Below are 12,776 nucleotides of genomic sequence, written 5' to 3'. Positions count from 1 at the left end.
CAACCGTATCTCTGTCTAACCTAACTAGCTTCACGGAAATCTCCCATATGAAATCTTGGCGTGCAGATCCTCGGCAAGTCGCCGATCCATTTGCTGAGCAGGCATTGCTTCCTTTGAAACGAAAATTCAACCTGCTCGGAATTGACATTGAGTTCTGTAGTGACAGCTGTGACCTGTTGGCACTGGCTGATGCTGCCTTTGCAGATTTGCCCAGCCAGGTTCATGGAGGCCCCGCGTTGACGGTCGAACTTCGATTGTTGAAGTCGGACTTGCGTTACGCGAGTGAGCCCCCAGCTGCGCGCATGGTGGGAGGCGCGGGCTTGCTGGGTGCAGTGATGGATGCGGAAAACTTGGCGCTCATCAATGTGCGCGGAAGGCATGCGCTTGTTCAAGTCTCTGAGGCACTCTTGGCTTGGCCATATCACATTCGCTACGAACTCATCGAGTTCGCTGTGTTCACATTGGCCAGTCGAGCGCAGGGGTATCTTGCATTGCATGCCGGCTGCGTCGGCATAGATGGCAATGGTGCTTTGCTGATCGGGGAGAGCGGCGCAGGCAAGTCGACGTTGACACTTCATGCACTTGGCGAAGGTCTGGACTTCATGACCGAGGACGCCTGCTTTGTCGATCCGGTTTCCCTGCGGACAACGGGTATCGCGAACTATCTGCATATGCGCCAGGACGCTGTGACTTGGGTTGGCGACACGGCACTGCGCAATCGCATCCTGTCGGCCCCCATCATTCGCCGCCGAAGCGGTGTTGAAAAGTTCGAACTGAATCTTCGCGGTGGCTGGGCGTCGCTGGCTGCTGAGCCGCTGCGCCTGGCGCACTTCGTGTTCGCGGCACCGGCGCCAGCGAGCGACGGCGAATTGCTGCGGCGCCTCGACGCCGAAGAACTTCTTCATCGCCTGCAGCTGAGCCAGCCCTATGCGGCCAGCCAGCCAGGCTGGGCTGTGTTTGCCCAACGCTGCGCGCGACTTCATGGCTGGGAACTGCGCCGCGGCAGCCATCCTCGTGCTGGGGCGCTGGCCTTGAAGGCATTGCTCATGGCATGAGCGCCTCGTCCGATTGCAGGGTGTCGATCAACTGGGCCCAGCGGCACCTGATCTCGTCATCCGCGTGTTGGCGTACTGAGGCGTCTAGTTGTCCCAGATCCACCTGCTCATGTAAGAGATCGCGCACGGTGCGGTAGACCTCGGTGTTGAAGCTGCCGCGGAACATCATGGCCAACTCAGCACTGTCGTCCCAATGGGTCTTGCTGCCCAGCTGGGCCTTGACCTGCTCGTGAAAGCTCGTGCCTGGCAGTGGGTAGGAAACGCTGACGCCGATGAGATCGGGCCGGGCCTCTTCGATCAGCTGGCGCGTCTGCAGCAGTTCTGACAGACCCTCGCCGAGATAGCCGAGCTGGATGAAGAAGCCCACGCGCACGCCCGCTGCCTGCAAGTCCCGTCGTGCTTGCAGGATCTCTTCCACCGTGGTGCCTTTGTTCATCGCATCCAACACCTTCTGACTGCCGCTCTCGGCGCCAATCCAGACCTCTCGGCAACCGGCGTCAGCCAGAGCCCTGGCCATGGCCTCGCTGGTCAGGTCGGCTCGGGTCTGGATGGAGAAGGGGATGCCGCCGCCGAGCCGTGCCAGCTCGGCAGCGAACTGTTCTACCCAGTCGACGCGGAAGCCGAAGATGTCGTCGGCGAACCAGATGTGATCTGGGGCGAAGCGTTCCTTCAGCTCCACCATCTCCGCAGCCACGGCTGCTGCGCTGCGCTGTTGGTATCGCTGGCCCCAGATGGGTTTGGCGCACCAGGAGCAGCGGAAAGAACAGCCTTTGGATGCGGCCATATTGAGACTGAAGTGGCCGTGGGCAGCGACCCAGGTGGCGCGGTAGCGCTCGATGTCGACGAGTTCCCAAGCGACCGGTGCTTCAAGTTCAGTGGTCTCTTTGCGCTTGAAGTTGATCGGCTGTTCGAGCCCGGCGACAAGGTCCGTGTCGCTCAGTCTGGGTCCTTCTTCCAGGCGGCGCAGCAGCGCTGGAAGCACATCAAGCCCTTCGCCGCGAAGCACAACGTCCGCACCTGCGCCACGGTACACATCGGGAGCATCGCTGGCGTCGGAGCCAGCCACAACGATGCGCGCTCCGGACCGGCGGGCGCTGGCGATCATCTGGCAGGCGGCCTCGCGCATCTTGGCCAGGCACATCTTGCTGAGATAGTTGTAGTTGTCCTCGTACAGCAGCACGACGTCGGTCCGCGTGGCAGCGAGCTTGTCATCGAAGTCCTGTGTGCCAGCCGCCAGCATCGCGTCAAAGAGGGCAACCTCATGGCCGAGGCGCCGCAGCATGGCAGCTACTTGCAAAGTCGCAAGCGGAGGGTATGGCTTGGCGCGTTCGAACTGTTTGGCGTCGAAGCGCAGGAAGAAACTGTGGGCGACCAGGATGGAGAGCACGCCGTCACCTTTCGTGGAGTCGGTCCGTATGTCCCGGCGGGTTGCCGACAGGTTCAATGTGCCTGCAATTTCGTTCCTTTGTTGGTGCCGCAATTGGCTGTGAGTTCGACTCAACGTGCCGTGAACGGGGGGGGGGGGTAATCCAAAAGATTCCGGGCAACTTATAGGTCCGGGCGATGTCCACTTGCATGATCGGAGTTCCAATTCTTTTGAATATGTGGAATCATCGTTTCCCTTGTTGGTCTTGGCCTTGTAGATAAATTGGTTGGCTGAGGAGCTGCACTTCTCGTGCCTTCATCAAGTCAGGCTGTATCCATGTCAGTCTGCTCGCCAAGCTCAGGAGGCTGTTGCTCGTGTTCTTTACCTATCGGAAACAGTAGTAGCCACCTCATCGTCTGTTGATGTCTCAAACCGTAGCGAACCTCTATGTCTGAGAATTGGGAAAGTGTCGATCGACCTTGCGCAATGGCCATCGACTCTGATCATGGCGATGGCGATCTTCAAATCGGAGGCGCGCCCCAACGCTTTCTCGGATGGGTCTTAGGCTGCAGCCAAAGAGGGTATGGGGCCGGCGGGAATACCAAATGCCGCGATGACAGCGGGCGCGGACGGCCAGTGCTCAGGCACATTGCCATTTGGGGTGTGCAGGCACTCCTGGTGTTCGTCGTGCCGCTGGCACATGCAGACTCGGGAATCTTGGTTGTTTACGCTGAGCAATATCGGCCGTACTCGTGGCAGGACGGGACTCGGGTTCAAGGTCTCGAGGTTGAGCTCGCCGAAGAGATTCTGCAGCATCGCATGGGTCTGGTAGTCGAGCACCGTGTGCTCCCCTGGGCTAGAGCGCAAGCTGATGTGTCCATGGGTAACGCCGACTTCTTTTTTGCGGTTGAAACGCCAGATAGAAATCTGTTTTCCCGACCTATCGGCGGCGGTTTGATTCCTTGGCGTGCCAGTGTGTTCGTGCGAAGCAAAGACGGCGGGGGGCTGTCGGGTGAAACGATCGGCCTAGATGTACTGTGCGGTCCAAAGACTGGCGCAGTCAGAGGAAATGGTTGGGTCAAAAAGCACTTGCCCTGTGGGACGCTTTCTTTGGCAAACAGTCCACAGGCGCTGGTTCGAATGCTTCTTATGAAGAGAACCGATTTGATTGTCGACGACGGTTTGATGCTCAGAAGCACGGCCAGGCAACTTCAGGTTGAAAACGATTTGCTCGAGATTCCACTCAAAGGGGAGTCGGTGTCAATTCAGTTTCGAATCAGCTTGAAGAGCTCGCATCGGGCCTTGATCCCGCAACTAGAAAAGGCGATAGACGCCATGAGAGTCGACGGCACCTTGAAGAGAATCATTGGGCAGTACGCAGAGCCACTTCGCCCATGATCAGCGGGAACAGACTTCTCCTGTCTGAGACATTTCGCAGTCTGTGTATGCATTCCAAAGGAGGCTTGCAAGTCTGTCGGGCCTTCGGTCAGAGTTCACTTCACACCCAGGTTGCTGACATCTCATGAATTACTGTTCTATTGCGCCCGGATGATTTCGCTCGGTACATGGCTTGGTCCGCTTGAGCAATCAGTTCGTCTACACCGTTCCGGGTGGACGCGCCTTCAGAGCTTGACACACCAACACTTATTGTGAGTGGTTCGCATCCAGCAGGTACTTCGACCTTATCCAGTTGAAGCGCCTGATGCAGTCTCATCATCACTGCAACTGCGCCTTGTGCACTCGTCTCGGGAAGAATGATCAAGAACTCTTCGCCGCCCCAGCGCCCAACAATGTCGGAGGTTCTCAGCTCGCGATTCAGCAGCGCTGCAGTGGTTCGCAATACCTCGTCGCCTTGCTTGTGTCCGCCTAAGTCGTTGATGCGCTTGAAGTGATCGATGTCAACAAATGCGAGTCCGAGGACTTTGCCACTGCGTTCATGTCGCGCCCATTCGCCACGCAAGATCCTCGCTGTCTCAAAGCGGTTGAGAAGCCCTGTGAGGCTATCGGTTGTGGCGACCTTCTTCATGCTTTTCAGTAGTCGAGAGACATACAGACCAAGGAATGAGATGTTGACAGCACCAGCGACAGAGATGACGAAAACAAAGAGGCCCAAGCGGGATTCACTCGAAGGCAGGTCGGTCTTTGAAACCCCTGTTCCGATGAAGAACAGGATTGTCTTAACAGCTAGAAGCAGCGCGTAAAGGATGCTCGGAAGCAGCGCTATCAGTCCGGCAGTCCCGAACTCGCGACGCAGAGGGCGAGCAAATAGCGCGGCTCCAATGGTGCAAAACGCAACTGCGCTCCCATTGAGGCTGAGAACTTGCGCTGCTTGTTCGCGCAGCAATGAAAGGGGATTGAGTGCAACTGTTGAGAAGAAAGCTACGAGACAGATCCAGATCCAGGCGTATCGAACGCGCTCGTTCAAGAAGTGGTCAACGCCTGCGTTGGAAAGCGCATAGCCTCCAATGGCGAGAAGCAAGCTCAGGGCGCCAAAGCTCTTCGAACTCCATGTCACTGAAAGAGCGAACAGTGCGATGGATAGAGCTTGAAACAAGGCATAGAGGGCCCAGTAGGTGCTGGACACTCGGCGTGGCTTGTCTACGCAGGCTATGCCAGCCCAAGCAACGGCATAGACTAAAAATTGCGCGCCAACAACTATGGCCAGATCGTCGCGCATATGAGAGATGCCCATGTTTTGATAGATGCAATTAATCGTAGCTGGTCGGCCTTGAGCTTGGTTCGACAGCATGCTCGGTTCGCGTTGCTTTGTGCACACAAAGCCGCGTGAGCAGCTCGAGCCTCGTGTCCAGGGTGTGGCGCCGAGGTAAAGCCGACATTCATCTTTGCAATGCTTGCTTATGGGTGATAGCCATGGCTAGGTCGGCCGCTGCGGTCCATCACAGCCTAGATCGGGTGCCCTGTTCTCATCCTCATGGAGCCTCACCGGTCGGATAGTGGCGCGGGTGGTCTGTCGGCGCATTCGGGTGCGTGCTGTCTGGCTCTCCGGCCCCCTCGGGCAAGAACTGGGCTACGTTGGATTTTCAGTTGGGGTGCAGCCCGTCCGCTTGGCAATCCTGGGGCGCGGATGCCGTTCCCAGCAGAGCTTTTGGCCTCTCGACCGAGGATGCTCTTCAAAGCCTACGCCGGCGAAAAGCCTACTCATGTGCTCATGGACACCAGATTTCTACACGGCATTCAAACCGAGTGTGGGCTACCTCCTGCCCACTTCACCTTAGCTCGTCGGAGCTGCTTGGACGTGGCTGGCATGCGCTGTCCGCGCCATACGTGGTCCCGTCGTCAAGTCGAGTTCTTTGCGCGCATCTCTCGTGACGCAAACACCGGTATTGATGCGTTGAATGATGTGGATGAATTGCTGCAGCACGGGGCGTGATGTCCGGCATTGGCCTCAATCAATGAGCGCCTTCCGGTCTGAAGAAGACTAGGTTCTCTCGGGGCTTCGGGGTGCCTTCTTCGTTCGTTTCATGTGTGTTGCGATCTCGGATTGGGCATAGATGTAAACCCTGCTACTTTCATCCTTGAGATTAAGATTCATTGGTGATACTCTTCAATCGTTGAAAAATTCCCCCAACTAAGGAGACGTCGATGAGAGATTTGGCACGAGGCTTGTTCGCGGTTTCAAGCATTGCATTCGCCGTGAGTGCGATGGCTGCTGAAGAGCAGACTGAGACCAGCAAGACAGGTGAAAGCGCGGTTCAGCTGGAGCAGGTGGTGGTTCAGGCGCGTCGCCGTGAAGAACGTCTTTCCGACGTTCCGGCATCCGTTTCTGCCATGAGCGCCGCTGCGCTGAAGTCGGCGGGCGTGAGTAGCGTCGCGGGCCTCACGCAGTACATCCCGGGTCTCAATGTTGCAGAAGGGGTGGACAACAACACGGCACGCTTCTTCATTCGCGGCATGGGCACGGCGACGCCAGCCGTGGGTATTGAGCCTTCCGTGCCGGTCTACATTGATGATGTCTACACGCCCTCGGGCCTGGGCTCCAACATCAATCTGTTCTCGGTTGATCGCGTGGAAGTTCTGCGCGGTCCGCAGGGCACTTTGTACGGCCGCAATGCTTTTGGCGGTGCGATCAAGGTGTACACCAAGCCCCTCAACGACAGGGCCGATGGCTATGTTGAAGTGGCCACGGGAAACAGCAACCGTCGTGATGTCAAGGCCGAGATGAGTGGTGCCTTGGTGCCCGGCATGCTGCGTTTCAATCTTGGCGCTGCCTCTCTCATGCGCGACGGCTACCAGACCTTGGTAAACACCGGCAAAAAGGGCTGGGGTGAAGACACCAAGGTGCTGAAGGGCAAGCTGCAGTTCGACCCGACCGACAAGCTGCGCTTCACTGTCGCTTATGACAAGACCGATGCCGATGCGCCGGCGAAGCAGCTGAAGATCACGAACAGTGGCATGAAGGACATCTTCAATACAGGCCCGTTGGCCGGCTATCCGAAGATCGTGCCAAATCGCTTGCAGTCTTCGACCGATCCCGATGTCCTTGATACTGACACCTTCGGCAATTCAACTGTCAAGGCTCGAGGTTTGACCTGGTCAGCGCAGTGGCAAGTGTCAGATGACCTGCTGGTCAAGTACCTGGGTGCCGACCGGAAGATGGAAAACGGTCGCATCTTCGATATCGAAGGCACTGCGGCACCATTCCTGACAGTCAGTGAGCAACTGAACCTACGCGGCAAGAGTCATGAGCTCCAAGCCAATTGGAGCCGCGGGCCTCTTAATGTGATCGGTGGTGTCTTCTATTACACGGAGGACACCAGCTCACGAAGCGCTGACGTCAACAACTTCCTCGCGTTCCTTGATACCAAGCATCAAGCCAGCTATGTAACTGACCCAAATGGGCGGCAAACCGCCGTTGACATTCGCCGCGTCTTTGATGGCTTGTCCCAACAGGTCACGTCCAAGGCGGCTTTTGTGAATGTCGGCTATGCGCTGACCAAAGACCTGAATGTGACTGGCGGCATTCGCTTCACGGAGGACGATAAGGCCACGCAAGGGAATCGTCCGAGCACGACCTTTGTTGGCGGATCGCTGGCGGACTTCAGCACGAATTCATGCTTCTGCGTTCCTGAGGGCGCCACCATCATTGACACCACTTTCGGTGGCCAACTTTCTGGTCAGCGCAAGTACCGGGCCGTGACGCCGGAGTTCACTGTGGACTACAACTACGCCCGAAATCAGATGGCGTACGCATCGTTCAAGCGTGGCTTCCAAGCGGGCAGCATTTTCCCCGCTTCGAACGTGGTGCCAGGCGCTGCATTGAGTACCGACGCGCAAGGTGTTGATGCTCTTGAGTTGGGCAACAAGGGTACCTTCCTTGATGGCCGTTTGAGCTTGAATGCGTCGGTCTATTACAACCGATACAAAGACCTCCTTGTCTCGGTGAATACGGCTGTGCCCATTGCCGTGAGCGCGACCGGATTTGCTGGTGTTCCTCAGAATGCAGGTGCAGCACACAGCACTGGCATTGAGTTGGAATCTCGCTATCAAGTGACTCGCGAACTGCTGTTGACCGCCAACGTGGCCTACAACCAGTTCAAGGTTACTGAGGTGATGGCTGCCTCACCGACGGGGCCGGTCAACATCGCGAACACCTTCCTGGATGTGCCCACGCTGTCGCCGTCCTTGCAGGGCAACGTGCGCTTCGACTACAGGTTCAATCTCAATTCCGGTCTGGCGGCTCGCATCTTTGCGAACGCTGCGTATCGCTCGAAGATTGGTATCAATGCGGCCAATGCGTCCGAGAGTTCTGGTCTGGGCCTGGTTGGTGCAAATCCGGCAACCGACAAGTACTACATCAGCCCTGCAGTGACCTTGATTTCGGCAGGCGTTTCGCTGAACACCGAAGACCAGAAGTGGCGTATCGATCTCATTGGGCAGAACTTGAACAATCAGCGTCGACCGGTTTCGACCGTGGCTGTCGTGCCGGACTTCTTCGGTGCGATTCAACAATGGAACGAACCTCGCAATTGGCGTTTGAGTGTGACGCGCTCGTTCTAAGCGTGTAAGTCGAGAGCAGGGCGAGCTTTGTGCACGGCACGAGGCTCGCCACTGCTCTTCGTTTCGCCGTCTCTGTTTGCCGGCGAAACATGATCCCTTTGCCTTCCATGTCGGACCTCGCTGTGACTGCTGAAAAACTCACCCAATTTCCCACGCTCGACGGTGCATTGCCTCCAGAAAACGTTGAGCACGCGCGTTTGCTTCCTGCGGACAAGGTACTGCCCGCTGACTGGCTGGATCGTCTGAGCGGTGACACTGATTCATTGCGACTCCGTGGTGAAGAGCTGCGTTATGTCGGAATGCCTGTCAGCGGCATTTGCACGGGACAGGTGTACTTGAGCGGTGACGGGCGCCTTTGCCACTGGGATGTTTTCAAGGCCTATGGCGGGCGCAAGGACACAGGGGATCCGCACGGGCCGCATTACGCGGATCCGCAGGTGCCTGACCAGCCCTTCCTTGTTGGAATGGCCTTTCGAACGTCAGATGGTGAGCTCCGCACACTGGATGCACAAGGTTTCAAGAACGTTGACTTTGAAGGAAGCTACCCAATCGGTAAGGTGCGCTTCAATGACCCGGACTGCACCGTCGGCGTTGACCTGGAAGCGTTTTCACCTTTCGTGCCACTCGATTCCGACGACTCGGGGCTGCCGGCTACCGTGCTTACCTATCGCTTCACGAATCTTTCGACGGAGATACAGGAACTGACCGTTGGAGCCTGGATGGAGAACGCGGTTTTTCCCTTCGAGACCAAGCCAGCAGGTCGTCGCAAGAATGAGATTCATACCTCCCGCGACAGTGTTGTCCTACATTGCACGGCGGAGCTGGAGGACCCGAGCGTTGTTGTTGACGGATGGGGTTCCATGTCCTTGGCGCTTTTGCATCCGGGTGGTGCTGGGCATGCCAAGCTTGATTTGCAAAACCCGAGTGACTTTTCTGAGCAAAAGCTGGACCTTGCCTCGGAAGTTTCCGGACAGGCCAGTGCAGACTTGAATGAGCGAATCCTTGGCGGTCTGAGCAAGAAGATCATGCTCCCGATTGGTGGATTTGCTGAACTCAACTTTGTCGTCAGTTGGCACTTTCCTCGGTACTCGGGTGGAAAGGTTTTCTTCTCGACGATGGAGACGATTCCAAAGCTCAGCAGCAAGCAGCGGTACTACGCAACTAAGTTTTCTGACAGCTTGGAGGTTGCTCGTTATGTTGAGCGCCATTTTGAGCGACTGACTGCAGCCACCAAGCTGTGGGTTTCAACCTGGTACGACTCCAGTTTGCCACGCTGGTTCATGGATCGTACCTTCATCAATACCTCCATCTTGGCGACGCAAACTGCGCATCGCTTCGAAGACGGACGCTTCTACGGCTGGGAAGGCGTCGACTCTTGCCCCGGAACTTGTCAGCATGTGTGGCAATACGCCCAAGCCGTCGCGGCTGTGTTTCCGGACCTGGAGCGACTGACCCGTGAACATGTGGATTATGGGATCGCCTACCATTCCGATGGTTCGATGGATTACAGGGCTGAGGCCTCCAGTCATGGCGACCAGGCGGTGGCACCTGCTGAATCCGTAGGTGAAGCGATCATGGCCGTGGACGGGACGGCAGGCACCATCATTCGTGTGCTCAGAGAGCACAAGCATTCCCCCGACATTCAGTTTCTTCGTCGCCTCTGGCCGAGGGTCCGAAAGAGCCTTGAGTTCCTCATGAAGTTTGACCGTGATGGCGACGGGCTGCTTGAGGGACCGCAATACAACACGCTGGATGCGACCTGGTACGGCAAGATTCCATGGATCAGCTCGCTCTATTTGGCTGCATTGGCCGCTGGCAAGCAAATGGCCATCGATATCGATGATCAAGAGTTCGCATCCCGTTGCGAATCCTTGCTGGCGGTGGGGCGCGAGAGTTTTGTGGAGCAACTCTTCAACGGACGCTACTTTGAGCACGTTGGCGATGCGACCAAGCCCAGGGCCGTTGATTTGCAAGAAGGGTGCTACATCGATCAGGTGCTGGGACAAAGCTTCGCGCACCAGGTCGGTTTTGAGCGTGTCATCTCACAAAAGCACAGCGTCTCTGCACTCACAGCACTCTGGCGCTACAACTTTGCGGTCGACGTGGGCCCGTATCGCAATGCGTTCACTGGAGTTAGCGGTGGGCGTTGGTACGCCATGCCGGGCGAGGCCGGTATGTTGATGTGCACTTGGCCTCAAGCGGCCTATGACCCCAGCGGCCGGATTCAGGCAGACATTGGCCTCGGAATCACATCGGAGGGCTACCTCAACGAGTGCATGACCGGATTTGAGTATCAGGTCGCTGCGCACATGCTGGCTGAGGGTATGGTCTATGAGGGGCTGAGTCTCACCCGAGCCATTCACGATCGCTATGCCCCTTCGCTGCGGAACCCTTGGAATGAAATCGAATGTGGGGATCACTACTCGCGTGCGATGGCGAGCTACGGTGTCTACATCACGGCGTGTGGCTTTGACTACCACGGGCCTCGCCAGTCTCTGACGATGGATCCGAAGATCGGCGAAGAGAACTTCAAGGCACCGGTACTGTTTTCCGAAGGTTGGGGAAACTACTCCCAGAAGCATGTCAACCATGGAATCGAGGCAGAGTTGTCATTGAAATTTGGCAGCGTCAAGCTGAGGACACTCAAGGTGCGCCTACCTGAGGGGATCAAGGCCGAGTCCGTTGAACTGAACGTCGCTGATCTGGTGCATGACTGCAAGTTCAGCGAAACCGAGGAGGGCATGGTGGAGGTCTGCCTGGGTTCGACAGTCATGCTGGATGCGTCTGGAACGCCTGGGATGAAGCTACGCGTCACTGGGCTCGCCTCGTGAAGAATTCGAACCGTAGCGGTGGATCTGATGCTAGATAAGGAACTTCATGTTTGATCGTAAAGGGGCAGTCTTGTATGCACTGCCAATCTTCTTCCTTGCCATCATGATCGGCCCCGCAGGCAGCATCATTCAAGGTATTTACACACGTGAGTTTGGTGTCAGCCTCAGCGCCATTGCGACGGCAATCACCCTGTGCAAGATTCTCGATGCACTGACCGATCCTGTGGTGGGCATGCTCTCGGACCGCACCCGCCATTGGCCAGGCGGCCGGAAATTCTGGGTGGTGCTGGGCTCGGTGATCCTGCTGATTGGGGCCTACTTCCTCTTCAATCCCACCCAGGAACGCCTATTTGACGGCTACTTTTTCGTTGCCTACTTTGTGACCCTGCTTGGATGGACGGTGGTGGAAGTTTCTCACCTCTCTTGGGGAGCCGAGCTCAGTCGAGACTATGACGACCGTTCGCGTATCTTCTCCTACCGTACTGGCTTTTTGTTTGCTGGCACTTTGTTGTTCTTGGTGCTGCCACTCATCATTGAGTTGCACAAGACTGGCAATGTGCATTCGTTGCTGCTGGCCGAGTACAACGGTGAAACGCTGCGGATAGCGTTCATGTTGATTGCCTTCCTCTTTCCGCTCACCATCTTCTTGGCCACGCGTTTCTGCCCGCAAGGTGCAGTGGTGGAGCAGGCTCCACACCGAGTTTCGCTCGCTGAACTCTTGCGTACATTGCGGGACAACCGGCCGCTACGCATCTTCGCTGGTATGGTGGTGTTGTTCTTTATCGGCAATGGCATGCAAGTGGCATTGGCGTATCTGCACCTAGCCAGCTACTTGCAACTGGGCAAGCAGGCCCCGTTTATTTATGCGGTCTGCCTGCCGCTCAATCTGATCATGATTCCGGTGTGGCTGAGGTGGATGGGCCGGTTTGAGAAGAGCCACATGCTGTTAGTTGGCATTGCGTCAAGTGCTTTCTTTTTCATCCTGCTTGGCTTTATCCAGCCCGGTCCCAATGCCTTCATTCAGTACTTGTTGGTGTTTGCTGCTTTGCAGCTGGTTCAGCCTGCTTGGCAAATTCTGCCGCCGTCCATTTTGGGCGATGTGTCAGATTACGCCACGCTCAAGACTTCGGTAGATCAGACTGCCACCTTTTATGCCATCTATGCTTTCCTGTATAAAGCCATTTCGGGCCTCGGTGCGGCCTTCGGATTTGCATTGGCGAGCATGTTTGGTTTTGATCCAGCAAACAATACCCACACTACCTCAGCTGCATTCGGTATCTGCCTGGCCATGGCTTTCGTTCCAGCACTTCTCGCTTTTGGAGCGGCATGGTGTGCTTCGTATTTGCCATTGTCTCGTGCGCGGCATGGTGTGATCCGCAAGCGATTGGAGCGAATTGCCCAGCGTCGAGCGGCTGCCATTGCTCCGGGTTGACCAGTGCAACAGTCCGATATGATTTCGGAAACCCGACCTTTGGTTGGGTCATGAACCCCTTTACACAGGCTGAG

Annotated in this window: 7 protein-coding genes; 5 read left to right on the top strand and 2 right to left on the bottom strand. The window is 56.7% G+C overall.

From position 1 onward, the window contains the following. The first annotated feature begins 47 nt into the window (after nt 1–47). A complete protein-coding gene (locus ACQY39_RS19225) occupies nt 48–1,055 on the top strand; it encodes a hypothetical protein (RefSeq protein WP_428508972.1) in 1,008 nt (335 codons plus the stop codon). Here ACQY39_RS19225 and ACQY39_RS19220 read toward each other — a convergent pair. Then, nucleotides 1,045–2,646 (bottom strand): B12-binding domain-containing radical SAM protein, encoded by a 1,602-nt coding sequence (locus tag ACQY39_RS19220; RefSeq protein ID WP_428508970.1) that lies wholly within the window; start codon nt 2,644–2,646, stop codon nt 1,045–1,047. The genes ACQY39_RS19225 and ACQY39_RS19220 overlap by 11 nt on opposite strands. Nucleotides 2,647–2,907: 261 nt before the next feature. On the opposite strand from ACQY39_RS19220, the gene ACQY39_RS19215 reads away from it, so the two are divergent. Further along, nucleotides 2,908–3,819, top strand: coding sequence for a substrate-binding periplasmic protein (locus tag ACQY39_RS19215; RefSeq protein ID WP_428508968.1), 912 nt, complete (start codon nt 2,908–2,910; stop codon nt 3,817–3,819). Between the two features lie 100 nt (nt 3,820–3,919). Here ACQY39_RS19215 and ACQY39_RS19210 read toward each other — a convergent pair whose 3' ends face one another. Continuing rightward, nucleotides 3,920–5,170 carry a GGDEF domain-containing protein gene (locus ACQY39_RS19210; RefSeq protein WP_428508965.1) on the bottom strand — a complete coding sequence of 417 codons (1,251 nt, stop codon included), beginning with the start codon at nt 5,168–5,170 and terminating at the stop codon, nt 3,920–3,922. Nucleotides 5,171–6,024: 854 nt separating this feature from the next. Here ACQY39_RS19210 and ACQY39_RS19205 point away from each other — a divergent pair. From ACQY39_RS19205 to ACQY39_RS19195, 3 genes are all read left to right on the top strand, one after another. Next, on the top strand, nt 6,025–8,439 hold the full coding sequence (locus tag ACQY39_RS19205) for a TonB-dependent receptor (RefSeq protein ID WP_428508963.1): 2,415 nt from the start codon (nt 6,025–6,027) through the stop codon (nt 8,437–8,439). A 107-nt stretch (nt 8,440–8,546) separates the two neighbouring features. Continuing rightward, complete coding sequence (locus ACQY39_RS19200) at nt 8,547–11,270, top strand: GH116 family glycosyl hydrolase (protein ID WP_428508961.1); 2,724 nt, start codon at nt 8,547–8,549, stop codon at nt 11,268–11,270. Between the two features lie 46 nt (nt 11,271–11,316). Then, nucleotides 11,317–12,702 (top strand): MFS transporter, encoded by a 1,386-nt coding sequence (locus tag ACQY39_RS19195; protein ID WP_428508959.1) that lies wholly within the window; start codon nt 11,317–11,319, stop codon nt 12,700–12,702. The last annotated feature ends 74 nt before the right edge of the window (nt 12,703–12,776 follow it).

The organism is Roseateles sp., from assembly GCF_965262435.1.
Lineage (GTDB): Bacteria > Pseudomonadota > Gammaproteobacteria > Burkholderiales > Burkholderiaceae_C > Paucibacter_A.
Note: the sequence above shows the minus strand (reverse complement) of the source record. Positions and strands in the feature narration are given on the sequence as shown.

Excerpts from the sequence above, each read along its gene's own strand:
- ACQY39_RS19225 (WP_428508972.1), top strand. The coding sequence starts at position 48 with ATGAAATCTTGGCGTGCAGATCCTCGGCAAGTCGCCGATCCATTTGCT.
- ACQY39_RS19215 (WP_428508968.1), top strand. The coding sequence starts at position 2,908 with ATGGCCATCGACTCTGATCATGGCGATGGCGATCTTCAAATCGGAGGC.
- ACQY39_RS19210 (WP_428508965.1), bottom strand. The coding sequence starts at position 5,170 with ATGCTGTCGAACCAAGCTCAAGGCCGACCAGCTACGATTAATTGCATC.
- ACQY39_RS19205 (WP_428508963.1), top strand. The coding sequence starts at position 6,025 with ATGAGAGATTTGGCACGAGGCTTGTTCGCGGTTTCAAGCATTGCATTC.
- ACQY39_RS19200 (WP_428508961.1), top strand. The coding sequence starts at position 8,547 with ATGTCGGACCTCGCTGTGACTGCTGAAAAACTCACCCAATTTCCCACG.
- ACQY39_RS19195 (WP_428508959.1), top strand. The coding sequence starts at position 11,317 with ATGTTTGATCGTAAAGGGGCAGTCTTGTATGCACTGCCAATCTTCTTC.